Genomic DNA, 22831 nt, shown 5'->3' on the forward strand with positions numbered 1-22831 from the left:
CAATGAGACGAGGCCCTCCGGGTGGCTTTTGGCGTTCCGCCGGCTGCGTTGCACCTCTTGCCGATGCCCCGCATCGCGTTGCGTGCCGCGCCTATCCGGATAAACCGCCCAAAGCCACCAAACGTTTTCACGTTTACGCCCGGCGCTCTAATCGGTCAGCTTCAGACAAGTCTCAGCTCCTAGTTTCGTCATCAACACAGTCAAAACCTCACCCGATAGGAGCTGTTTGGTGACTATTATTCTCGGTCTTTTCATTGCTGGGGCATCGCTGATCGGCGGATTTGCGGCCATGGGCGGCAAAGTCCTGGTTCTCTGGCAGCCTTGGGAACTCGTGATTGTCTTGGGGGTCGCAATCGGCGCTTTCGTCGTCGCCAATCCCATGAAGACCATTCTTGGAACCACCGTTGCTGTCACCGACGCACTTCGCAACGCAGTTCCGTCCAAACGCGAATATCTCGATGTCCTCGCCCTTCTCTACGGCTTGATGCGGGAACTGAGAGCCAAGGGCCGCAACGCTGTTGAACCGCATATTGAGGATCCGAGCACGTCTCAGATATTCCAAAAATATCCGTCTGTGCTGCGCGATGCCAACATGACGACGTTTATCTGCGATTACTTCCGCCTGATCATCGTTGGAAACGCACGGGCGCATGAGATCGAAGCGCTGGTGGACGAGGAACTGCAGACCATTCACCGCGACCAGCTGAAACCGTATCACGCTATGAGCAGTGTCGCTGACGCCCTACCCGCTATCGGCATTATTGCTGCGGTTCTCGGCGTCATCAAAGCAATGGGTGCGATTGACCAGTCCCCCCAGCTATTGGGCAGTCTGATTGGCGCAGCGCTTGTCGGCACCTTTGTTGGAATTTTCTTTTCCTATTCTCTGTTCGGCCCAATCGCGACGAAGATCAAATCTGTTCGAGAAACCCGGTTACGGACTTACATCGTAGTCAAACAGACCCTGCTTGCGTTCATGAACGGCGCCGATCCACAAATCGCCCTGGAGCACGGCCGCAAGACCATTTCCGGCTACGACCGTCCGACAATCGATGAAGTTGAAAATGAAACCATGAGCGCCGGCGCTGCTGATAGCAGCACGCCCGACCTCCAGGGAGCTGCTTAAACCATGCTCGACGAAGCAATTGATACGTCTGCCGCGACCAATTCCGAACGGGCAATGATCACGGACCGCCTCCTGGATGCAGCTGGAATTTCGGTCGACCGGTTACCCATGCTGCCGGTGGTGTTTGACCGGATGGCCCGCCTGATGGCCGACGTGATGCGCCAGAAGTCTCCTTCACCGTCCTATATTTCGGTCAGTTATGTCGAAAATAGCCGGATCGGCGATGTTCTGGAGGAGTTTGAATCGAACGCTCTGGTCGCCGTGCTCTATTCGCCGGAATGGGACGCCCGGGTTCTCGTCGGCTTCGACCGGGATTTCATATTCACGCTCGTCGATGTCCTGTTTGGTGCCGACGGCACGGAACCTCCGGTTGACGAAGAACGTCCATTTTCCAACATTGAAACGCGGATTGCCCGGACAATATTTGAAGTCGCTGCCAAAGCTTTGGCGGAATCGTTCGCACCAATCGCAGAAACAACGCTGAAGATCGAACGGATCGAAAGCCGCATGGACTTTGCCGTTGTCGGCCGCAGCAACAATCCAGCAGTCGTCGGACGGCTCTTGCAGCAGGCCATCGGGCGCGGTGGTGAAGTCTTTGTCGTGCTACCGCATGCGACCTTGAACCCGCTCCGCCAACGCCTGTCACAAGTCTTGTCCGGGGAAATGTCCGGCCGCGACAAACAATGGACGCAGCATTTCCACAACGAGATCCAGAGAACTGAGGTCAAGCTGGAAGCGATCCTCGAAGAACGCGAAATGAACCTCGGGGACTTGTCCAATCTGGAAGTCGGCCAGGTGATTGAATTGCAGGCAACAGCCCGCACGCCAGTGACGCTGGCCTGCAACGAACAGCCGATCTTCACCTGCCAGCTCGGACAATTGGACGGATCCTACACCCTGCAGATCGAAGAACTCATCCACGAGGAAGAAAAGGATCTTTTCGATGATCTCCGCAATCGTTGACGGTGTGCTGCTGCTGGCACTGGTCGTAACCACCATCCGCATGGTGCAGATGCACAAAGATCTGCGCCGACTTGGGTCTTACCATGAAGACTATCAGCGCATCTTTGATCAGACGGCTCTGGCCCTGGACGGCATTGAAGTCTCCATTCAGGAAATCAACGTCAAGGGCGCTCAGATCCTAAACGCCCTCGGCAGCCGGATGGATGATGCACGCGATTTGATCGCAGAAATTGACGCGCTGACCCGCGAAGCCAAGCGCCAGCAGTCGGTCCTAAAGTCCGAACTCAAGGAACTCTCCAAGTCTACGGCGCTCATGCAGAAAGCGGACAGATTCACGCCAACCCGGGACGATTTGGAGCTTTATGGCGGCGATGTCGACCCAGCTCATCGTTCAGCACCAGATTCGGCAAGCTCCCCACAAGATGCACCGGTTATTCACCGGGGGACCGGCGGTCCTAAAACACCGACCCGGGTCCATAAAATCGACAACACACTTGGAAGCCCGTTCCGCTCCGTCTCAATGAACCAAAAGGATACTTTCTAATGTCCGACACGATTATCGAAAACGTTGATGTTGAAACCGGTGCAACCATTAAGCCGGCGGGAGCGGCCAATTTCGCCACCGTCGAAGCTCCGGAGAAAACCGGCGCAGATGACACAATGGGTGATGACCGCAACCTCGACACCATTCTCGGTATTCCGGTCAATATCCAAGTGGTTTTGGGCTCGGCAACAATGCTGGTTTCCAATCTTCTCAAACTTGGGCGCGGTGCCGTCATTCCGCTCAACCACCGGGTCGGTGAACCAATCGATATTGTTGTCAACGGCCGTGTTATTGCCCGCGGCGAAGTGGTTGTCGTGGAAGACGATAACTCCCGTTTCGGCGTGTCTCTGACCGAGATCATCAGCTCCCAGACTAGCCCTCTCGAAATCTGAGGTCTGGTTGCCAGCCAAGCCTTTAAACCTACAAATTGCCCAGGCTCCTTTTGAGGATCATGCAAGAATGACAAGCCCAGCCACAGCTGCCCCGGCGCCTGCCGCCGCCATACCCAAACCGCCGGCGCCACCGGTTCGGCGCCTTAATGGGGTTCAGCGTGTTGCCGCCCTGCTCTTGTCGCTTGGACGCACCAGTTCGCAACGGTTGCTGCGCCACTTCGATCAGGAAGAAATCCGTATGATAACGGTGAGCGCGGCCCAGCTTGGGACGGTCGCATCAACGGAATTGGACAAACTGGCGGAAGACTTTATCGATCAGTTTTCCAATGGCACTACTTTGTTCGGATCGGCCAATGAAGTCGAAAAAATGCTCGAGGGCGTTTTGCCTGACGAGGAATTGGCTGACATCATGTCGGATGTTCACGGCAACTCCAACCGCTCGATATGGGACCGGCTGACAACGGTCTCCGAAACCGTCTTCGCCAATTATCTGCTCAAGGAGCACCCGCAGACGGCCGCGCTCATTCTGACCAAAATCAAACCAAGCGCAGCCGCGAAAGTCCTCAGCCACGTCAGTGCCGATATGCGCAACCAGCTCGTCCGCCGGATGCTGTCGATCAAGGCTGTTGTTCCGGAAATTATGCGCGACGTGGAAAAAACCCTGCATGAAGACTTCATGCTCAATTTGTCCGGAACGCTGGAAGCCGACTCCCATGCCCGCATGGCTGACATCTTGAACAAGATGGAGCGCGATCACATGGAGGATGCACTTGAAAACCTCAATGAAATTAAACCGAAGACGGCCGAACTTCTGAAAGGTCTGTTGTTCACCTTCGACGACATCTCGAACCTCAACGCCCGCACCCGCATGGCGATCTTCGACCAGATCCCCGCCGACCGGATTGTTCTGGCCTTAAAAGGCACAACCGCGGAATTCCGCGAAGTGGTGCTTTCCTCCATGACTTCGCGTGCTCGACGGATTGCCGAGCACGAGCTGGCTGCCGGCGAGCCGGCGGCGCAGCGTGATGTCCTGGAGGCGCGCAGTTCGATCACCAACCTCGCGTTGGAAATGGCTGGGCGCGGCGAAATCGAGCTCAATCCGAAACAGGACGAAGGGGCGTTTTTTGCCTAAGCAATACCGCCTTAATGGCTCCGACGGTCTGCCAGTGTAGGGAAAACGCGGACCTATGTCGGAGGAAGCAGATAAGGACTCAAAAACAGAGGAACCTACTGAGAAGAAAATCCAGGATGCGATTGAGAAAGGCAACACGCCTGTCTCCAAAGAGGCACCGGTCCTCGCCATGTTTCTCGCAACCCTGCTGATCGGTGGTTTTGCTTTAACAGCTGGAGTGCGCCAGCTGGTTTCGGACTTGGCGCATCTCCTGGATTTATCGGGAGGATTGGACCTTGGTAACAGCGCAGATGCACTCATGCTGTCACACAGCCTGTCCATCAAAGTGGGCCTGTTCATGGCGCCAATCATCGCTATTCTGTCGGCAGCTGGCTTGGCATCGGCGTTCCTCCAGAACAAGCCGCGCATTGTTCCCAACCGGATCAAACCCGAACTCAGCAAACTGTCGCTCAAAAAAGGTTGGACGCGGATTTTCGGCGCCCAGGGCTTGGTCGAATTTCTTAAGGCCGTTTTCAAGTTCAGCGCGGTCAGCGCGGTGGCCTACGGCCAGTTCCGCACTCATGAAGCGGATTTGATCAACGCCATGTTCACCGACCCAAGCGCCCTTCCCGAAACCATCCTGCAGATCTCCCTGCGGCTGATTTCCGGCGTCTGCATCGTGACAATCCTGCTGGTGACCGTGGATGTGCTTTGGTCCAGATCGCATTGGCGGCGGAACTTGCGCATGACCAAACAGGAGATCAAGGACGAACACAAACAGATGGAAGGCGACCCGATCGTCAAGGCACGCCAGCGCTCACTGGCCCGCGACCGGGCCCGTAGCCGGATGATGTCAGCCGTGCCGGAGGCGACGTTGGTGGTGGCCAATCCGACGCACTTTGCCGTTGCGCTCAAGTATGACGGAGAAAAGAACCCGGCTCCAATGGTTGTTGCCAAAGGGCAAGATCTGATCGCCCTAAAAATCCGTGAAATTGCAGAAACGAACAACATTCCGGTGATTGAGGATCGTCAGTTGGCCCGATCACTTTATGCGGCCACAGAAGTCGAGCGGATGATACCGCCGGAGTTCTATCGCGCCGTTGCGGAAATTATCTGTTTCGTTTATTCACGCCAATCCAAGACCGCTGTATAAAGCGTTGAATTCTGGAGGGCTTGGACATGAGTAACCCGCGCGGGGCGGCCGCTGTGGAACCGGCTGTGGATCTGAGAAACCGCAAACGGCAGACCGCAATTGCGGAAACACTGACCGGCTTTATCGAGGATCTGAAGCTGGTCGATGTCCTAGATTTTGCAGCCTACATCCGGCTGGAACAGCACGCCAACATCGCGGATCTGGTGAAAACCTCCGCCGAGCTCTTCTTCAAAGAAGATACGCTGCGCTATTCCATGGCCGGCCAAGCTGATTTGGATTGGGCGACACGTCCGCAGATCAAACTGGATCTGGAGTTCCTGAACAAAGGCGTGTGGATTTACTTCACCGTCATATTGGCGTCGCCCGATAACTCGGTGACCGTGTCTTATGTAGAAGTTCCTGACGCTGGCGGCGACCCGGTACGGGAAACCGAGCTTATGCTCGAGGCTTTGAAAGATGCCCGCCTGAAGTAATTCCTCTTGCGGGTATTAGCCTATCTAATCGGGAAATGCTCTAGGAACGAGAAGCTTTTATCCATGACCGCCCAAGCGCCGAATTCAGAGCCCATACCAACTTCAAAACTCTTGCGAATTTCGATCATCCTCAGCGGTTTGATCGGCGCAGCGGGAGTGACGCTGCTCGCTCTGTCAGCGCATGCGGATTCAAGCGGTCTTTTAAAAACATCGGCTCAAATGCTGTTGTTTCACGCCCCGGTTCTTTTGGGTCTTGGCCTGTTGGCGCAAGCGCGGCGTGTGCCGTTTCTCCCGGTCGTTTTCCTATTGATGGTTGGCGGGATCTTTTTGTTCAGCGGCGATTTGATCGCGCGCGTCTTTGTCGGCGGCCGACTGTTTGCCATGGCGGCCCCAACTGGCGGCATGCTGATTATTTTAGGATGGATCGCACTAGCCTTAAGCGCGATCCGCGTCCGTCCGAAATAAACTCCGTATCAGCCTTTTAAGCGCTCCGCGTGCCAAGCAACATGATCGCGGGCAAAGGTCGAGACGAAGTAGTAGGAATGATCGTATCCTGCGTGTAGACGGAAGTTGTTGGCCGTTTTTGTCTCCGATAATGCCGCGGCCAGAGCTTCGGGCTTGAGAAGATCATAAAACTGATCGTCCGCGCCCTGGTCGACCAAGATGTCGTGCACCCAGCCTTTGGTCTTCAACAGGCTCACCGTATCGTGCGCGGCCCACAGGCTTTCGTCGTTGCCGAGATAGGCGCCAAGCTGTTTGCGGCCCCAATCGGATTGGCTCGGATTGGCAATCGGAGAAAACGCCGAGAGCGACTGATAATGCCCGGGGTATTTCATCGCCAAGGTCATCGCGCCATGACCGCCCATGGAGTGCCCGGTGATGCCGTGATGGATTGAGACCGGGAATTCCTCCTGGATCAGATCACGCAACTCACCGGCGATGTAGGTTTCCATCTGAAAGTGCGGCGCCCAGGGAGCCTCTGTCGCATTGACGTAGAAGCCAGCGCCCTGCCCCAGATCGTAGGCCTCATCATTGGCAACACCGTCGCCGCGCGGACTGGTGTCCGGGAATACAAGTGCAAGTCCAAATTCAGCGGCATGCGCCTGCAGCCCTGCCTTGGTCATGACGTTTTCATGAGTGCAAGTCAGGCCGGACAGGTACCACAGACAGGGTACCGGGCCTTTTTCTGCTTGCGGCGGTAGATAGACTGCAAAGGTCATTTCGCAGTCCGTTGCCGTGCTTTCGTGGCTGTAAACACCCTGCACACCGCCAAAACATTTGTTTTCAGAAAGGGTTTTCATGGAAACTCCATAAGAGATTAGCGCCAGGACCGTTAAAGCTTCCGGTACATGACAAGCGCATCGACATATCCGTCGCGCGGATGATGGAATGCCTCCGGCAACCGGCCGACGATTTCAAAACCGTACCGCTGCCAGATCTCCACTGCACGCGTATTTGACGAGACGACAAAGTTGAACTGCATCGCCCTGAACCCGTCGGCCTTCGCCGTTTCGAGCGAATGCTCCAGCATCAGTCTGGCAACGCCCAATCCTTGCGCGGAAGCGGCGGTGACAAACCCGCAATTGCAAACATGTGCGCCACCGCCCTTTTGGTTTCGAACGATGTAGTAGGTGCCCAGAAGCTCACCGTCCCGTTCAACCACAAAGACTTTTTTACCGCCAGTCCAATAGGACAGCGCACCTTCACGGTCGACATCAGGATCGACCGTGTAGGTTTCACCGGCCGCGAAGACGGGGTTCAGCATGTCCCAGATGCCATCCCCATCTTCCGCGCGGGCGGATCTGACAACCAAACCCGTCACGGGCTTAGTAGAGCACCACTGAGCGGATCGACTCGCCGGCATGCATCAGGTCAAAGCCCTTGTTGATGTCTTCCAGCGGCATGGTGTGCGTGATCATCGGATCGATCTCGATCTTGCCGTCCATGTACCAGTCGACGATTTTTGGTACATCCGTCCGCCCGCGCGCACCGCCAAAAGCTGTTCCACGCCAGGACCGCCCGGTAACCAGCTGGAACGGACGGGTGGCGATTTCAGCACCGGCAGGTGCCACACCGATGATGATCGACTCGCCCCAGCCCTTGTGGGCAGATTCCAGCGCAGTGCGCATGACATTGACGTTGCCGGTCGCATCGAAGGTGTAATCAGCTCCGCCCTTGGTGAGGTTGACCAGATACGGCACCAGATCTTCTTCAACCTCGGACGGATTGACGAAATCGGTCATTCCGAAGCGCTCCGCCATTTCCTTCTTCGCCGGATTGAGATCGACACCGACGATCTGATCAGCCCCTGCAAGACGAAGGCCCTGAATGACGTTGAGTCCGATGCCGCCGAGACCAAAAACAATCGCGCGCGATCCAATCTCGACCTTTGCGGTATTGATCACAGCACCAATGCCAGTGGTTACACCGCAGCCGATGTAGCAAACCTTGTCGAACGGGGCGTCCGGATTGATTTTCGCCAGTGCGATTTCCGGCACAACCGTGTAGTTGGCGAAGGTTGACGTGCCCATATAGTGCAGGATCGGGTCACCATCGAGCGTGGTGAACCGGGACGAGCCGTCCGGCATCAGACCCTGACCTTGCGTTGAACGGATTGCCTGACAGAGGTTAGTCTTCGGGTTGAGGCAGTATTCGCACGTCCGGCACTCCGGCGTATAAAGCGGTATCACGTGATCACCCGGCTTCAAGGTGGTCACGCCCTTACCGACTTCGACAACAACACCGGCCCCCTCGTGACCGAGAATTGCTGGGAAAAGCCCTTCAGGATCCGCGCCAGACAGCGTGAATTCATCCGTGTGGCAAATACCGGTGGCTTTGACCTCGACCAGCACCTCAAATGCCCGCGGGCCTTCCAGATTGACGGTGGTCACTTCAAGCGGCTTACCGGCGCCTACCGCCACTGCTGCGCGAACTTGCATTGGAGGATCTCCCATTTTGATGTTTCTCCAAAGAGTTACCCTCACCAGCCTCAATTGCAAGAACCGGGGCGACATCCGCTGTCGGATTTGCGCAACTCAACAGGTTTCGGACACTAAAGGTTCTCCATCAAAATGGTTCAATTTCGCTGTTTTTCGCCAATTTGGGCATCTCCTGCAGGCCCAGCAAAACATGGAAATGAATTATGTCGCATTCAGACCAACAAGCGACCGAAACCTGATATGCAGAAGGGAGCGCAATCGCGAAGATGCGCCCCAACGGACAAGTTCGATCCCCGTGTGATTTGGCTTGCTCTTTTAGACTTGAAGTTTAGGACCGGACCGCGGCCGTTTTCCAATTGAAGGACGGGCACGGTCCAAAACGTGCGGAGCCGCTCTTTATGAAGCGATATTCCTTCCTGGAACTGGCGAAAAACGCCTTTTCCGCGCACCAGAACTGGGGCCGCCAATGGCGGGCGCCGGAACCGAAAGCTGAATACGACGTCGTTATCATCGGCGCCGGCGGCCATGGCCTTGCCACGGCCTATTACCTTGCCAAGGAACACGGCGTTCGCAACGTCGCGGTTCTTGAAAAGGGCTGGCTCGGCGGCGGCAATACCGGCCGGAACACGACCATCGTGCGCTCCAATTACCTTTGGGAAGAAAGCGCGGCGCTCTATAACCACGCGATCAATTTGTGGGACGGTCTCTCGCAGGACCTAAACTACAACGTCATGTACTCCGCCCGTGGCGTAATGATGCTGGCCCACACGGTTCATGATGTTCAAGTCGCACAGCGCCACATTCATGCCAACCGGCTTGCCGGTGTCCAGAATGAATGGCTGACGCCGGAACAGGCCAAGGAATACTGCCCGCCGCTCAACATCTCCAAGGATATCCGCTATCCGGTCATGGGTGCAGCTCTCCAGCGCGTCGGCGGCACCGCCCGTCACGATGCGGTTGCCTGGGGTTATGCCCGCGGCGCAGACGCAATGGGCGTCGACATCATCCAGAACTGCGCGGTCACCGGCATCAAACGCGGTGCCGATGGCGCGGTCGAAGGCGTTGAGACTGCCAAGGGCTTCATCAAGGCCAAAAAGGTTGGTGTTGTTGCCGCCGGCCACACGTCGACGGTCATGGATATGGCCGGTGTCCGAGTGCCGCTAGAAAGCTTCCCGTTGCAGGCGCTGGTTTCCGAACCGGTCAAACCCGCTTTCCCGTGTGTGGTCATGTCCAACACGATCCACGCCTATATTTCCCAGTCTGACAAGGGCGAACTGGTGATCGGTGCGGGCACCGACCAGTTCATTTCCTACAGCCAAACCGGCGGCATTCACATCACCAACCACACAATCGACGCGATCTGCGAACTGTTCCCGCATTTCCGCCGTATGCGCATGCTCCGCAACTGGGGCGGCATCGTGGATGTGACTCCGGACCGCTCACCAATCCTGTCCAAGACCCCGGTTCAAGGCCTCTATGTCAACTGCGGCTGGGGCACCGGCGGCTTCAAGGCAACACCGGGATCAGGCCACGTCTTTGCGCACACCATCGCCAAAGACGAGCCGCATCCGATCAATGCACCCTTCACCATCGACCGGTTCAAAACCGGACGTCTCATCGACGAAGCAGCCGCAGCTGCTGTTGCGCACTAAGGGGAGAATTCAGACATGCTGTTGGTTTACTGCCCTTATTGCAAGGTCAAGCGTCCGGAAACTGAGTTTTCCTGCCGCGGCCAGGCCCATATCGCCCGCCCGGCGAATCCGTCCGAAGTTACAGACGAAGAGTGGGTTGAGTACCTTTACATGCGCGACAACACCAAAGGTGTTTATGCCGAGCGCTGGCGCCACATCCACGGCTGCGGACGGTTCTTCAACGCCGTGCGTGACACTGTGAGCGACAAATTCTTGACGTTTTACAAGGCCGGCGAACCATGCCCGGATCTTGAAGCATTGGCCAAGGAGGCCGGCAAATGAGCCAGCCATTCCGTACAGAAAAAGGCGGCCGCATCGACCGCGGCGCACAGCTGACCTTCACCTTCGATGGTGAGGAAATGCAGGGCCATAAAGGCGACACGCTTGCCTCAGCTTTGCTGGCAAACGGTGTTCACCTGGTCGGTCGGTCGTTCAAATACCACCGCCCGCGTGGCATCATCACCGCCGGGTCTGAAGAGCCGAACGCGTTGGTTGGCGTTTACCGCAAGGGCGACCAGACGCCGAACTTGCGTGCCACTCAAGTCGAGGTCTACCAAGGCCTGGAAGCAGTTTCTCAGAACCGCTTCCCGTCGCTCGGCTTCGATGTCGGCGCGGTCAATGATTTCATGGCGCCGCTGTTCCCGGCCGGGTTCTACTACAAGACGTTCATGTGGCCGAAGGCGTTCTGGGACCGGGTGTATGAGCCGGTCATCCGCGCTGCGGCCGGTCTCGGCAATCCGCCGAAAAACCCGGACCATGACAGCTACGGCAATATCTACGCCCATTGTGATGTGCTGGTTGCAGGCTCCGGCCCCGCAGGTCTCGCAGCCGCACTCGCAGCAGCTGAGACAGGCGCAAAAGTTATCCTCTGCGACGAACAAGCCGAATTCGGCGGCTCACTTTTGAGCGAAGAAAACGCCACCATCGACGGCAAAACACCGGCTGATTGGGCGCGGGATACAGTCGTGAAATTGCAGAGCATGGACAATGTCACGCTGCTATCACGCACAACCGCCTTCGGCTATTTCGCACACAATTACATCGCGCTCGCCGAACGCGTGACCGAACATCTCAGCGATCCCGACCCAAAGCTGCCGCGCGAACGTCTGTGGCAAGTGCGTGCCAAGGAAGTTGTCATTGCTTCCGGCGCCATTGAACGCCCGATGATTTTCCCGGAAAACGATCGCCCAGGTATTTTGCTGGCGGATGCCGGCCGGACGTATCTCAACCGTTATGGCGTCAAGGTCGGCCACAAGGTGCTGGTCACGACCGCCTGTGACACCGCCTGGCAAGCCGCTTTTGATCTCGCCGATCACGGCGTTGAAGTCGCTGCCATTGTCGACCTTCGGGAATCGCCGCCGGAAAGCCTGATGGCGATTGCCAAGGCTCGCGGCATCCGCGTCGACGTCGGCAGCGTTGTTACCGGTACGCTCGGCCGCAAGCGGGTGAAATCTGCACTGCTGGGCCGCATCATGCCTTCTGGCCAAGTCGCGTCCAGCGGACAAATCGGCTGCGACGCTATCCTGATGTCCGGAGGGTGGACTCCAACCGTAAGCCTCTATTCCCAATCCCGCGGCAAAGTCGTTTGGGACGAGCCAGTCGGTGCCTATGTTCCTGGCAAATCCGTTCAGAACGAACGTTCCGCCGGGGCTGCCAAGGGCCTTTACGGTCTGCAGGCAACACTGGAAGACGGTTATGCCGCCGGTGAGGAAGCCGCCAAAGCGGCGACCGGCAAGACGGCCAAGGTCACCTATGCGGCGGCCTCCGGCGGTGAAGCTGGCCACGGCGCGGTTCTGGGCGCCCTGCCCCATGACCGCAACGCGGCCCGCTCCAAAGCTTTTGTCGACTATCAGAACGACGTCACGGCCAAGGACATCAAGTTGGCAGCCCGCGAAGGCATGCAGTCGATCGAGCACATCAAGCGCTACACGACAACCGGCATGGCGACGGACCAAGGGCGTCTGTCCAACATGAACGCGCTTTCCATCGCCTCCAGCGCCTTGGAAAAGCCGATTGTGGACGTGGGCCTGACGACCTTCCGTCTGCCATACACGCCAACAACCTTCGGCCTGTTTGCTGGCGTTGCCCGCGGCGATCACTTTGATCCCGTGCGCAAAACTCCGTCCCACGACTGGGTGGTGGCCAACGGCGGCGTTTATGAAGACGTCGGCCAGTGGAAACGAACCTGGTACTTCCCGAAATCGGGCGAAGACATGCATTCGGCCGTTGCCCGGGAATGTGCAACGGTTCGTGAAAGCGTCGGCCTGTTCGATGCCTCCACACTCGGCAAGATCGAAGTTGTCGGACCGGATGCGGCCGAATTCCTGGAGCGGATGTACACCAACCCGTGGAAGAAACTCGCTCCTGGGCGCTGCCGCTACGGTCTCCTGCTCAATGATGCTGGTTTCATCGTCGACGATGGTGTTATCGGACGTCTGGCAGATGACCGCTTCCATGTGACAACGACCACCGGCGGCGCGCCGAGTGTCTTTGCCACGATGGAAGACTATCTGCAGACCGAATGGCCGGATCTGGATGTCTGGATCACATCGACCACGGAACAATATGCCGTGGCCGCGGTTCAGGGCCCGAAGGCACGCGACGTTATTGCCCCATTCATTGAAGGCATTGATCTTTCCGCAGAAGCTTTCCCGCACATGAGCGTCAAGGAAGGTACGTTCTGCGGTGTGCCGTGCCGCCTGTTCCGGATTTCCTTTACCGGCGAACTCGGTTTTGAGATCAACGTCTCGCGCCGCCACGGCAAGATGATGTGGGAAACACTCGCCGGTGAAATCGAGAAGCACAACGGCACGGCCTATGGCACGGAGACCATGCACGTTCTTCGCGCTGAAAAAGGCTACATCATCGTCGGTCAGGACACCGATGGGACTGTGACCCCACAAGATGCCGGCATGAGCTGGGCAATCGGCAAGAAGAAGCTCGACTTCGTCGGTAAGCGTGGCCTGGAGCGTCCAGATCTGGTGGCGGACAATCGCAAGCAATTCGTCGGCCTTTTGACCAAGAACCCGAAGGTGAAGCTGGAAGAAGGTGCCCAGATCACGGTTGCCCAGAACCCGGCGACCGGCACACCGGCCGAAGGTCACGTCACCTCGTCCTATTACAGCCCGGCCATGGGCCGCACCATCGCTCTGGCCATTGTGAAGAACGGCCATGCACTGGAAGGCAAATCCCTCTATGTGCCGATGCCGGAGGGCAGTATCGAGGTGAAAGTGACCAGCCCGATATTCTTTGACAAGGAAGGAGCGCGGCTCAATGTCTGATCTTCTGGCAAATGACGTGATCACGCCGGATGCGGGCGAAAGCCCGCTCCTGAGCCTGGCCGAAGTGTCGATCCTGAAAGCGGCTCCGATGACCCGCCTTTCCTTGCGGGTTCGCGAAGCAGCGATTGCGGCAACCGGTGACGCCTTCGGCGCCAAATTGCCAGTGACGCCAATGGGCAATGAGACCGGCGAGAAGCGCGCTGCACTCTGGATGGGCCCGGACGAATGGACCCTTTTGGCGCCTGAAGAAGAGCTTGATGCAGTCTTTTCCGCGATCGAAGACAAGCTGGCCGGTCAGCCGCATTCGCTTGTCGACATCTCGCATCGCTCCGAAGCTCTGATCGTCTCCGGTGAAAAAGCAGCCTGGCTTCTCAACACCGGGATCTTCATCGATTTCTCGCTGGAAGAGTTCCCGGTCGGCACGGTGACACGCACACTCTTCCACAAGTCCCCGGTGATGATCTGGCGGACCGGCGATGATACCTTTGTGGTCGAGGCTTGGGTGTCCTTCATGGACTATGTTGCCGGCATTCTGGTCGACAGCGCTCAGGAACTGGCCGCAGCTTGATTAGCTCCCCAACCGGGACAACATCATTTTAACGAACTTCAACGACCCTTGCGGAAACCACATCGCGAGGGTCGTTTCCGTTGACCAGCAATGCATCACAACAGTTGAGACTGGCAGAACTGCTCGGCGCGCTCAGCCATGCCCTCGACATTACCGAAGGCCAGCCGCGCGGGCATTGTGTGAGATGCTGCTGGATCGGCACCAAGATCGGCCGCCAGGTGGGTCTGCCCGACACGCAACTGAGCGACCTCTACTACACTCTCCTCCTGAAGGATCTCGGGTGTTCCAGCAACGCAGCCCGTATCTGCGAGCTCTATCTCACGGATGATCACACTTTCAAACACGGATTCAAAACAATCAGTGACAGTCTGCCTGCTGCATTGCGGTTCGTCTTGTCTCAAACGGGTCTCAAACACGGGTTCGCCGAGCGGGTCCGGGCGATCGTGAATATCCTTCAAAATGGCGGCGACATCGCCAAGGAACTTATTGAAACCCGCTGCCAGCGCGGTGCTGACATTGCCAGGCAAATGCATTTTTCCAATGACGTTGTGGATGGGATCTATAGCCTGGATGAACATTGGAACGGCAATGGACGACCACATAAGCTGAAAGAGCGCGACATTCCGCTGTTTTCACAAATCGCTCTTATGGCCCAGGTTCTGGATGTCTTTCAGGTCAACTCTGGAAAAACCGGGGCCATACACGAGCTAAAAAGCCGAAGCGGTACCTGGTTCGATCCCGATCTCGTCGCAGCAGCCGAAACCGCAGCCCGGGAACCTGGATTTTGGGAGGAACTCCAGTCAGACACGCTTGAAACTGTGGTCTACGGGCTTGAACCAGCTCAAAACACGCGGTTTGCCGACGAGAAACAATTCGACGATATCGCGCATGGCTTCGCTCAGGTCATCGATTCAAAAAGCCCGTACACGGCCGGCCATAGCGAACGGGTCATGCTCTATAGCGATATGATTGCGGAAGAACTTGGGTACAGTGACCGCGACCGGCAACTCTTGAAACGAGCCGCGCTCCTTCACGATATTGGCAAGCTCGGGGTCAGCAACTCTATTCTCGACAAGCCCGGTAAACTGGACAATTCCGAATGGGAGGCGATGCGGATGCATCCGGTCTATTCGGATGAAATCCTGTCACGCATCGGCGCCTTTAAAGACCTTGCCTCTATCGGCAGGGGTCACCATGAAAAGCTGGATGGACACGGATATCCCGACGGATTGACCGCCGGCCGAATATCCATGGAAACGCGGATCGTAACAGTTGCAGATATTTTCGATGCCCTGACTGCAGAACGGCCCTATCGCGGACCTATGCCTTTTTCCAAAGCACTCGGCATTATCGAAAGCGATACTGGCAGCGCGCTCGACCCGATGTGTTTTGAAGCCTTAAAACGTGCTACGCAGCGCATGGATCCGGAAAAAGGCCGGGCCGCATAATATCGCCACCTTCTGCGCGTCTATCTCCGACAGATCCTGTGCCCAATTGGTAATACTCAACGCCCCATGCTCAAAATTGGTTCCTACAACATCCAGAAGTCCATCGGAGTCGATGCCCGCCGCCGGCCAGACCGGACGCTGAAGGTTATTTGTGAGCTGGGTTGCGATGTCATAGCGCTGCAGGAAGCCGACAAACGATTCGGCCCGCGCAAGAGCACACTTGATCGCGACACGATCCTTGCCGAGACCGATTACCGGCCCGTGCCGTTTGCAGTCGGCGAACACAGTCTTGGCTGGCACGGCAATGCGATCCTGGTGCGAAACGGGATCGAGATCTTGGACTACCGGCGGATTGAATTGCCCAAACTCGAGCCACGTGGCGCGGTGGCAGTGGATCTTAAAGTTGAAGATCAAAAGATCCGCGTCGCGGCCATGCACCTGAGCCTGGTTGGCCATTTCCGCAAGAAACAGATCTCATCATTGATGCATCAGCTCCACGAGGACCTGACCTACCTGCCGACGGTTTTGATTGGTGACCTCAACGAGTGGCGCGATTCAGCGGGCAGCATTCGCCTGTTTGAACAGCATTACGAGGTCACGACACCGGGACGCAGTTTTCCCAGCCCCCTGCCCGTCGGCAGCCTGGACCGGATTGTTACGAGTCCGGAATTCACTGTTCAGAAAGCTGGTGTCCACAAATCCAAAACCGCCCGCGTCGCTTCAGATCATCTACCCGTCTGGGCAGAGCTGCGCCTGGAGCCCCTTGGGCACCTGGCTTGATAGTCTGGAACTGGATCCGCAGGCCGCGCTTACTTGATCAGATTGACCATCACGAAATAGAGCCCGCCCGATAGGATCGCGGCGGCCGGAACGGTGATCACCCAGGCGGCGACAATCGTCATGAAGTGCGCCCGGCGCACCAGACGCCGGCGGGCCTGTTCCTCACGATTGCGGATCGGACGCACCTTTTTCTGGCCACTCGGCTTGTGTTTGTTGACGTATTCCAAACGCCGCTTGGAGCGCTCCGTGTAACGTTCACGGAAAAAGCCAACGCCAAACACAGCGCCAACGGCAATATGCGTGGAGCTTACCGGAAGCCCGAGACCGGAGGCAATGATCACCGTGATGGCCGCCGACAAGGACACACAATAGGCGCGCATCGGGTTCAGCTTGGTGATTTGCTGGCCGACCATATTGATCAACTTCGGACCAAACAGCAAAAGTCCGAAGGAAATGCCAAACGCCCCAACGGCCATCACCCACAAAGGAATGCTCACTTTGGCAGCGACAGAACCGGATTCAGCGGTGTGTACAATGGCAGCCAGCGGGCCAACAGCGTTGGCCACGTCATTCGCACCATGAGCAAAGGACAGCAATGCGGCTGAAAACACCAGCGGAATTGAAAACAGGATCCGCAGCGATTGATTGCGGTTCTCCAAACCTTCCGACTGACGCCGGATGATCGGATGCACAATTGCCCAGGCAGCAACCCCAACCGCCGCTCCGATCAGCAACGCTGTCGGCATATCGATCTTGATGATCTTCTTCAGGCCTTTGAGTGCCAGATAAGCGCCAAAGGCAGCGGCCATGACGCCGATCAGAACCGGCACCCAGCGGCGCGCGGAGGCAATCTTGTCATCGGTATAGATGATGAACGTCTTGATGAAGGCCAGGAAACAAGCCGCAATGAGCCCGCCGAGGAACGGCGAAATCACCCAGCTGGCAGCAATGCTGCCCATTGTGCCCCAATCAACCGCGCTGAGACCTGCCGCAGCAATCCCTGCGCCCATAACCCCGCCGACGATGGAGTGTGTCGTGGAGACCGGTGCGCCGATCCAGGTGGCAAGATTGATCCAGAGCGCCGATGACACAAGCGCCGCCATCATGGCGGCCATGAATACCGACGGATCCGAAACCGAGTTCGGATCAATGATACCTTTTGAGATCGTGCCGACAACATCGCCGCCGGCAATCAGCGCGCCGGCACTTTCAAAGACAGCCGCGATGATCAAGGCAGTTACCAGGGTCATTGCCCGCGACCCAACCGCTGGGCCGACGTTGTTGGCAACATCGTTCGCACCGATGTTCAGCGCCATGTAGGCGCCGATCGCAGCCGCCGCGACAATCAAAACCCCACCCGGAGCATCGGCCATCGTCGCTGCAGCACCCAGGGCACAAAGCACGATGAAGACCAGCGCAACACCCGGCGCGATCAACCGCCGTGACAGTGTGCCCGCTGCCTCTTCCATATAGCTGAATTTATCGAGGTCTTTGTCGATGGTCGGCTTTTTGAGATCTTGCATGTTTTCTTGCGAATCCGGGACGTTTTGAACGCATGACGCAGCGGGCGCCAATTACGGCGCCTGCATTACCCAATCTTCACAAAAGGTCAACCGACCGGCAGTCGATCTCGCCAACAATTTTGCCAGCTTATTTAATTAAGCGCCTTAAGACCTTTGCAAGACCCGGTTCATCAGCCATTTTGATGGCCTTTTCGACCGGAACCCAAGTGACAGTCCGCTTGCCCTTTTCCGGATAATTCCGCACCATCTCGTCGACATCGACGCGGTAGACCAGAACATCGGTTTTAAGGCGAAGACCGGCGTCCGCTCCTTTGTAGGATTTGAAGGATGCAAATGGTTTTTTGCGGGCCTTGCCGACCACACCAGCTTCTTCATAAGCCTCAATTGCGGCCGTCCGGTGCGGTTTGCGCGACATGATCGGCCAGCCTTTCGGCAAGATCCACCGGCGGCTCGATTTTGACGTCACCATTAGAACTTCGCGGCCACCATTATTTTCCCGCACGCAAAGCGCTGCGATTTGCAGACGCGCAGGCCTGCGGAACATCGCTTGAAAACTCTGCAGCCAGCTTGACCGCTCATACAATGATGTGGGCGCGAAACTCATAGAGCACTTTCATTTGAACGTTGATTGCTTTCAACTGAACATCGAGGTTTGAAGGCATATACCTAATGTTCAAATATGTCCAGAAAAAGTGCACTTTGTGCGTGAATTTCGAAATTACCTTGTTATCGCTGTGAGTTGACCTTTAACAACACATGGTCGGCCTGCCAGGCCCCAGGCCAAACTTCGGCGGCTCCCTGGCGCAAATCCCGAATCGCGGCCACCGGGACAGCCGCAAATAGAAACGGCTCCTCATCCGCCTCACCGCCGGTTGGCGCAATCTCTGCTCCAATGCCGGTGAACCCCAAATCCTCTTCGCAAGGCAGATAAAGAGCTGCGCCAGAAACATTGGTTTCGTTTTGCGTCGTGCCCTCCGCCCGACCAACCACACCGCACACCGCAACAGCGCACATCAGTTCCACCGCCCGTGCCTTGGCGCAGCCATAAACCCGGTGATAGCCGGACAGCTTTTCAGTCATGGACGGCACAAGTAGGAGATCGACCTTCTCTTGTGCCAATAGACAACTCAATGCCGGCATTTCAATATCAAGGCAGATCAGGATTGCCACCTTTAAGCCGTCGAGCTCAAACACCTGGAGTTCGGTGCCCGGTGTCAGGTTCCAAGTCTCTGTGTCTTGTTCGAATGGTGTCAAACTGAGCTTGTCCTGCCGGATTTCCCGACCATCTGCCGCCAGAAGAACGGCTGTATTGGTGATACCGGCAGAGGTCTTCACCGGCCAGGAACCAGCAAGAAGAGAGACGCCATAGCGTTCAGGCAAATTTTTGAGCAACGGAAAGAGCTCTGCGCCCGCATCGGCCATAAAGGCTGTTTCTTCGCTCGGGGACAAACCATCTGGTTTAAACGCGAGACAGGTTTCAGAAATATATTCGGGAAGGACCAGCAGTTTCGCACCACCGTCTGCGGCCTTCTGAAGGCCTTCTTCAATCATCGCGGCCAGCGCCGCAGCCGAGCCCGGCGCCCGGCTGAGATTAAAGGACCAAAGTGCGATTGGATAGTTGTTCATGCCGCCCCACCTAGAAATTGAGCGGCTGAGATAATGGCATATTGCCGGTTGGTTCAAGCCAGAAAAGGCGGGAACCGGTCAGCTGACGAAAAGGGCGATGAAAAACGTCAGGAGAACCAGGAAGCCGGTGTTGATAAAAATCGGTTTCGGTTCCGCGGGAAGCGCACGCAGCTTGGCGGATCTCCGCACTTCACGAATTCCTTTCAGAGCTCGTCCGGTACGCAGGTCAATCTCTTGAAAATAGGGCGACAGCTCATTCTGAGTACGCATACTAAACCCTCACGATTCCTTCGTAGTTCGGACGCTACGGCAAGGGTGTTAGGGACGGGTTAATGGACGGAGCCAAAAACAGTATCAGATCCGAACCTTCTGCGGGTCGGCGACATCCAGAATGCGCAGCTGGACTTTTGGAGTGCCTTGCCACGTGTCGATGGAAAGAGATCCGGCCACGTGGAGATTCCGTTCGCGGCCTTCCAGAAGCATTTGTCCGTGCGGCTTGTCCTCGGCCTTAAAGCAGATACCCTTGAGCGCAGTCCCATCCCCAGCGGCAAGGGTTGCGCGGACATGACCTTTGCCGACCACATCGGCGAAGGACACCCGATGCGCTGGAAACGCAAATACCGGCTCGGAGTGGCCTGCGCCATAAGGCCCCGCCTTTTCCAACAGATCCATCAGATCCAGAGTTGCCCCGGTTGCCGTTAGGGCCGCGTCAATCTTCAGCTCCCGGTGCGCGGTTGCAGCCTCCACATCGTCTTTCAGGACATCATTGAAAAAGGCTTCCAGGTCTGCAGCCTTGTCCTGAAGAACGGTCAGTCCTGCAGCCATGGCATGGCCGCCGCCCTTCTCTAAAAGCCTATCCTCAACGGCCTGCCGGACCGCTTTGCCCAGGTCAACACCGTTGATCGACCGTCCGGAGCCAGTCCCCTTGCCGGTTTGATCATAGGCAATGGCGAAGGCCGGCCGCCGGTGCGCTTCTTTCAGCCGCGAGGCGATCAATCCGACTATGCCCGGATGCCAATCGTTGGAGCCTGTTAGCAGAACCGCCGGATCGCGCTGGTCAACGGCCATGGCCGCTTCGGCCCCCGCTTGCTCCAGCATCACAGCTTCCATCGCTTGGCGTTCGGAATTGAGCTGATCCAGCCGTTCGGCGATCGCGCGCGCTTCGTGTTGATCCGCTGTCGTCAGGAGGCGCGCGCCCAAGGCCGCGTCCCCAATTCTGCCGCCTGCATTGATCCGCGGACCGATCAAAAAACCCAGATGATATGGGGCCGGTTTGCCACTGACCCGGGCAGCATCTGAAAGGGCGGTCAAACCAAAATTCCGGCGCTGATGCATGACCGCAAGGCCGCGCGTCACATAGGCCCGGTTGAGCCCCTGAAGCGGCACCACATCACAGACAGTCCCAAGCGCCACCAAATCCAGAAGCGCCATTAGATCTGGCGGCTGTTTTCCATCGAATACGCCACGCTGACGCAGTTCCCGGTTCAAACCAACCAGGAACAGGAAGGTCACACCGACAGCGGCCAGATGCCCCTGCCCTGACAAATCGTCTTGCCGGTTGGGATTGACCAATGCCCGGACATCGGGAAGCGTTTCACCGACCTGGTGATGATCGATCACCACAACATCAAGATTGAGTTTTTGCGCGGTTTCAAAGGCTTCGAAGGATGTGCTGCCGCAATCCAGCGTGATCAGCAATTCAGCGCCGCCGGCATGAAGATTTTCGATTGCCGGGCCGTTCGGCCCATAGCCTTCGATAATCCGGTCCGGAATGTGGATCACCGGATCAAGACCAAGCCATTGCAGATATTTGGCTAAAACGGCGGAAGACGTCGCGCCATCCACGTCATAATCGCCAAAAATCGCAATCTTCTTGCCAGCTTGGACGGCGTCTGCCACGCGGGCGACGGCTGCATCCATATCAACCAGACTGCTTGGGTCCGGCATCAAGGTTTTTAACGATGGATCGAGGAAGGCTTCAGCGTCTTCTGCGGCCACTCCGCGGGCGGCCATGACCCGGGCGAGCACATCCGGCAGCCCGTGGTGCTGGGAGATCGCCATTGCCGCGCGGGCTTCGCCCGCACTCAGGCGTTCGCGCCAGGCGTTGTCATTGGCGGACCGGGCAACCCCGAGTACGAGGCGCCCCTTTTCTTCTTCGCCAAACCCTGTGCGCATCTACTTCGCTTAATCCAGGTGGAATTTGTCCAGCTGCGTGTGCTGGGCCTTGATGTAGCGGACAGTCCCGGTGGACGAACGCATAACAACCGTATGGGTCGTGATCTGGTTCCGGCCGAAACGGACACCCTGCAGCATGTTGCCGTCAGTGACGCCGGTTGCAGCGAACAGAACGTCCGGGCCAGCCATTTCTTCCAGGGTGAACTTGCGCTTGATGTCGTCAATGCCCATGCGGTGCGCGCGCTCAACCTGCTCGTCACGGGTGATCACCAGACGCGACTGCATCTGACCGCCGATGCAACGCAGAGCCGCAGCTGCCAGAACACCTTCCGGCGCGCCGCCGATACCGGCATAAAGGTCGATGCCGGTCTCATCCGGGTCTGTCGTATGAATGACGCCGGCAACATCGCCATCGCCGATAAGCCGGATCGCAGCACCGGTTGCCCGGATTTCTTCAATCAGACGTGCATGGCGCGGACGATCAAGAACACAGGCGGTGACTTCAGCGATCTTCACGCCCTTTTCTTTGGCAACGGCAGCCAGGTTGTCGGCAATCGGCGCATCCAGATCAATCAAGCCTTCGGAAAAACCCGGCCCAATGGCGATCTTATCCATGTAGCTGTCTGGCGCGTTCAGAAGATCTCCTTCCGGTGCCAAAGCAATGACAGCCAAGGAGTTCGGCAGGTTTTTGGCGCAGATGGTGGTGCCTTCTAGCGGGTCGAGCGCAATGTCGACTTTCGGGCCCTGTTTGGTACCAACGTTTTCGCCGATGTAGAGCATCGGAGCTTCGTCACGCTCACCTTCACCGATCACCACCGTTCCGTCGATCGGCAACCTGTTCAGCTCCCGCCGCATCGCGTCAACAGCAGCCTGATCTGCGGCCATTTCATCGCCGTGACCGCGCAGACGTGCTGCAGATACCGCTGCCCGCTCGCTGACACGGGCCAGTTCCAAGGTCAGGATACGGTCCAGGCCACTTGATGCCTGAGTTTCGGTTTTGGACATCAACATCTCCGCTTCTCCCCGCACTGCACGCCCGCG

The 22831-nt window shown here is 57.2% G+C and carries 23 protein-coding genes; 14 read left to right on the top strand and 9 right to left on the bottom strand.

The window, feature by feature from the left end; genetic code table 11:
- Positions 1-229 precede the first annotated feature (229 nt).
- The 8 genes from motA (at position 230) to FJ695_RS19210 (ending at position 6224) form a co-directional block, all read left to right on the top strand.
- Entirely contained in the window at positions 230-1123 is an 894-nt protein-coding gene (gene motA, locus FJ695_RS19175; protein WP_141186933.1) for a flagellar motor stator protein MotA, read from the top strand.
- 3 nt (positions 1124-1126) lie between these two features.
- Positions 1127-2086: a flagellar motor switch protein FliM gene (locus tag FJ695_RS19180; protein ID WP_141186934.1), complete on the top strand. Its 960-nt coding sequence runs from the start codon at positions 1127-1129 to the stop codon at positions 2084-2086.
- Positions 2067-2630: a hypothetical protein gene (locus FJ695_RS19185; protein WP_168206424.1), complete on the top strand. Its 564-nt coding sequence runs from the start codon at positions 2067-2069 to the stop codon at positions 2628-2630. The genes FJ695_RS19180 and FJ695_RS19185 overlap by 20 nt, the downstream gene beginning before the upstream one ends.
- On the top strand, positions 2630-3022 hold the full coding sequence (gene fliN, locus FJ695_RS19190) for a flagellar motor switch protein FliN (RefSeq protein WP_141186935.1): 393 nt from the start codon (positions 2630-2632) through the stop codon (positions 3020-3022). Before FJ695_RS19185 ends, fliN begins: the two co-directional genes overlap by 1 nt.
- 67 nt (positions 3023-3089) lie before the next feature.
- The gene (locus FJ695_RS19195) at positions 3090-4154 is read left to right on the top strand and encodes a flagellar motor switch protein FliG (RefSeq protein ID WP_141186936.1); all 1065 of its coding nucleotides are present in this window, start codon (positions 3090-3092) and stop codon (positions 4152-4154) included.
- Positions 4155-4209: 55 nt separating this feature from the next.
- Positions 4210-5286, top strand: coding sequence for a flagellar biosynthesis protein FlhB (gene flhB / locus FJ695_RS19200; protein ID WP_141186937.1), 1077 nt, complete (start codon positions 4210-4212; stop codon positions 5284-5286).
- A gap of 26 nt (positions 5287-5312) precedes the next feature.
- Complete coding sequence (locus FJ695_RS19205) at positions 5313-5759, top strand: hypothetical protein (RefSeq protein WP_141186938.1); 447 nt, start codon at positions 5313-5315, stop codon at positions 5757-5759.
- A gap of 63 nt (positions 5760-5822) precedes the next feature.
- Positions 5823-6224, top strand: a complete 402-nt coding sequence (locus FJ695_RS19210; RefSeq protein ID WP_141186939.1) for a DUF423 domain-containing protein — start codon at positions 5823-5825, stop codon at positions 6222-6224.
- Positions 6225-6232: 8 nt separating this feature from the next.
- Here FJ695_RS19210 and fghA read toward each other — a convergent pair whose 3' ends face one another.
- From fghA to FJ695_RS19225, 3 genes are read right to left on the bottom strand one after another with little or no spacing between them, the layout of a single operon-like run.
- The gene (gene fghA / locus FJ695_RS19215) at positions 6233-7060 is read right to left on the bottom strand and encodes an S-formylglutathione hydrolase (protein ID WP_141186940.1); all 828 of its coding nucleotides are present in this window, start codon (positions 7058-7060) and stop codon (positions 6233-6235) included.
- Between the two features lie 32 nt (positions 7061-7092).
- Positions 7093-7572 (bottom strand): GNAT family N-acetyltransferase, encoded by a 480-nt coding sequence (locus FJ695_RS19220; RefSeq protein WP_141188821.1) that lies wholly within the window; start codon positions 7570-7572, stop codon positions 7093-7095.
- Between the two features lie 13 nt (positions 7573-7585).
- The gene (locus FJ695_RS19225) at positions 7586-8698 is read right to left on the bottom strand and encodes an S-(hydroxymethyl)glutathione dehydrogenase/class III alcohol dehydrogenase (RefSeq protein WP_141186941.1); all 1113 of its coding nucleotides are present in this window, start codon (positions 8696-8698) and stop codon (positions 7586-7588) included.
- A gap of 398 nt (positions 8699-9096) precedes the next feature.
- Here FJ695_RS19225 and FJ695_RS19230 point away from each other — a divergent pair, with 398 nt between their 5' ends.
- The 6 genes from FJ695_RS19230 (at position 9097) to FJ695_RS19255 (ending at position 16466) form a co-directional block, all read left to right on the top strand.
- The gene (locus tag FJ695_RS19230) at positions 9097-10350 is read left to right on the top strand and encodes a sarcosine oxidase subunit beta family protein (RefSeq protein ID WP_141186942.1); all 1254 of its coding nucleotides are present in this window, start codon (positions 9097-9099) and stop codon (positions 10348-10350) included.
- Between the two features lie 15 nt (positions 10351-10365).
- Positions 10366-10671: a sarcosine oxidase subunit delta gene (locus FJ695_RS19235; protein WP_141186943.1), complete on the top strand. Its 306-nt coding sequence runs from the start codon at positions 10366-10368 to the stop codon at positions 10669-10671.
- Positions 10668-13670 (top strand): sarcosine oxidase subunit alpha family protein, encoded by a 3003-nt coding sequence (locus tag FJ695_RS19240; protein WP_141186944.1) that lies wholly within the window; start codon positions 10668-10670, stop codon positions 13668-13670. The genes FJ695_RS19235 and FJ695_RS19240 overlap by 4 nt, the downstream gene beginning before the upstream one ends.
- The gene (locus FJ695_RS19245) at positions 13663-14238 is read left to right on the top strand and encodes a sarcosine oxidase subunit gamma (protein WP_141186945.1); all 576 of its coding nucleotides are present in this window, start codon (positions 13663-13665) and stop codon (positions 14236-14238) included. The genes FJ695_RS19240 and FJ695_RS19245 overlap by 8 nt, the downstream gene beginning before the upstream one ends.
- Before the next feature lie 80 nt (positions 14239-14318).
- A complete protein-coding gene (locus FJ695_RS19250; RefSeq protein ID WP_141186946.1) occupies positions 14319-15686 on the top strand; it encodes an HD-GYP domain-containing protein in 1368 nt (455 codons plus the stop codon).
- Positions 15687-15752: 66 nt separating this feature from the next.
- A complete protein-coding gene (locus tag FJ695_RS19255; RefSeq protein WP_141186947.1) occupies positions 15753-16466 on the top strand; it encodes an endonuclease/exonuclease/phosphatase family protein in 714 nt (237 codons plus the stop codon).
- A 29-nt stretch (positions 16467-16495) separates the two neighbouring features.
- On the opposite strand, the gene FJ695_RS19260 is transcribed toward FJ695_RS19255, so the two are convergent.
- The 6 genes from FJ695_RS19260 to glpX all read right to left on the bottom strand — a co-directional run bounded on the left by FJ695_RS19260 (position 16496) and on the right by glpX (position 22795).
- Positions 16496-17989, bottom strand: a complete 1494-nt coding sequence (locus FJ695_RS19260; RefSeq protein ID WP_141186948.1) for an inorganic phosphate transporter — start codon at positions 17987-17989, stop codon at positions 16496-16498.
- 127 nt (positions 17990-18116) lie between these two features.
- Entirely contained in the window at positions 18117-18593 is a 477-nt protein-coding gene (locus tag FJ695_RS19265) for an NUDIX hydrolase (RefSeq protein WP_141186949.1), read from the bottom strand.
- 122 nt (positions 18594-18715) lie between these two features.
- The gene (locus tag FJ695_RS19270; protein WP_141186950.1) at positions 18716-19615 is read right to left on the bottom strand and encodes a nitrilase-related carbon-nitrogen hydrolase; all 900 of its coding nucleotides are present in this window, start codon (positions 19613-19615) and stop codon (positions 18716-18718) included.
- A 78-nt stretch (positions 19616-19693) separates the two neighbouring features.
- Positions 19694-19885, bottom strand: coding sequence for a hypothetical protein (locus tag FJ695_RS19275; protein WP_141186951.1), 192 nt, complete (start codon positions 19883-19885; stop codon positions 19694-19696).
- An 84-nt stretch (positions 19886-19969) separates the two neighbouring features.
- Positions 19970-21790: a single-stranded-DNA-specific exonuclease RecJ gene (recJ, locus tag FJ695_RS19280; protein ID WP_141186952.1), complete on the bottom strand. Its 1821-nt coding sequence runs from the start codon at positions 21788-21790 to the stop codon at positions 19970-19972.
- A gap of 9 nt (positions 21791-21799) precedes the next feature.
- Positions 21800-22795 carry a class II fructose-bisphosphatase gene (gene glpX, locus FJ695_RS19285; RefSeq protein ID WP_209010728.1) on the bottom strand — a complete coding sequence of 332 codons (996 nt, stop codon included), beginning with the start codon at positions 22793-22795 and terminating at the stop codon, positions 21800-21802.
- Between the last annotated feature and the right edge of the window lie 36 nt (positions 22796-22831).

Origin of the sequence: Labrenzia sp. PHM005, assembly GCF_006517275.1 — a bacterium.
Taxonomy (GTDB): Bacteria; Pseudomonadota; Alphaproteobacteria; order Rhizobiales; family Stappiaceae; genus Roseibium.

Excerpts from the sequence above, each read along its gene's own strand:
- FJ695_RS19180 (WP_141186934.1), top strand. The coding sequence starts at position 1,127 with ATGCTCGACGAAGCAATTGATACGTCTGCCGCGACCAATTCCGAACGG.
- FJ695_RS19185 (WP_168206424.1), top strand. The coding sequence starts at position 2,067 with ATGATCTCCGCAATCGTTGACGGTGTGCTGCTGCTGGCACTGGTCGTA.
- fliN (WP_141186935.1), top strand. The coding sequence starts at position 2,630 with ATGTCCGACACGATTATCGAAAACGTTGATGTTGAAACCGGTGCAACC.
- FJ695_RS19195 (WP_141186936.1), top strand. The coding sequence starts at position 3,090 with ATGACAAGCCCAGCCACAGCTGCCCCGGCGCCTGCCGCCGCCATACCC.
- flhB (WP_141186937.1), top strand. The coding sequence starts at position 4,210 with ATGTCGGAGGAAGCAGATAAGGACTCAAAAACAGAGGAACCTACTGAG.
- FJ695_RS19205 (WP_141186938.1), top strand. The coding sequence starts at position 5,313 with ATGAGTAACCCGCGCGGGGCGGCCGCTGTGGAACCGGCTGTGGATCTG.
- FJ695_RS19210 (WP_141186939.1), top strand. The coding sequence starts at position 5,823 with ATGACCGCCCAAGCGCCGAATTCAGAGCCCATACCAACTTCAAAACTC.
- fghA (WP_141186940.1), bottom strand. The coding sequence starts at position 7,060 with ATGAAAACCCTTTCTGAAAACAAATGTTTTGGCGGTGTGCAGGGTGTT.
- FJ695_RS19225 (WP_141186941.1), bottom strand. The coding sequence starts at position 8,698 with ATGCAAGTTCGCGCAGCAGTGGCGGTAGGCGCCGGTAAGCCGCTTGAA.
- FJ695_RS19230 (WP_141186942.1), top strand. The coding sequence starts at position 9,097 with ATGAAGCGATATTCCTTCCTGGAACTGGCGAAAAACGCCTTTTCCGCG.
- FJ695_RS19235 (WP_141186943.1), top strand. The coding sequence starts at position 10,366 with ATGCTGTTGGTTTACTGCCCTTATTGCAAGGTCAAGCGTCCGGAAACT.
- FJ695_RS19240 (WP_141186944.1), top strand. The coding sequence starts at position 10,668 with ATGAGCCAGCCATTCCGTACAGAAAAAGGCGGCCGCATCGACCGCGGC.
- FJ695_RS19245 (WP_141186945.1), top strand. The coding sequence starts at position 13,663 with ATGTCTGATCTTCTGGCAAATGACGTGATCACGCCGGATGCGGGCGAA.
- FJ695_RS19255 (WP_141186947.1), top strand. The coding sequence starts at position 15,753 with ATGCTCAAAATTGGTTCCTACAACATCCAGAAGTCCATCGGAGTCGAT.
- FJ695_RS19260 (WP_141186948.1), bottom strand. The coding sequence starts at position 17,989 with ATGCAAGATCTCAAAAAGCCGACCATCGACAAAGACCTCGATAAATTC.
- FJ695_RS19265 (WP_141186949.1), bottom strand. The coding sequence starts at position 18,593 with ATGAGTTTCGCGCCCACATCATTGTATGAGCGGTCAAGCTGGCTGCAG.
- FJ695_RS19270 (WP_141186950.1), bottom strand. The coding sequence starts at position 19,615 with ATGAACAACTATCCAATCGCACTTTGGTCCTTTAATCTCAGCCGGGCG.
- FJ695_RS19275 (WP_141186951.1), bottom strand. The coding sequence starts at position 19,885 with ATGCGTACTCAGAATGAGCTGTCGCCCTATTTTCAAGAGATTGACCTG.
- recJ (WP_141186952.1), bottom strand. The coding sequence starts at position 21,790 with ATGCGCACAGGGTTTGGCGAAGAAGAAAAGGGGCGCCTCGTACTCGGG.
- glpX (WP_209010728.1), bottom strand. The coding sequence starts at position 22,795 with ATGTCCAAAACCGAAACTCAGGCATCAAGTGGCCTGGACCGTATCCTG.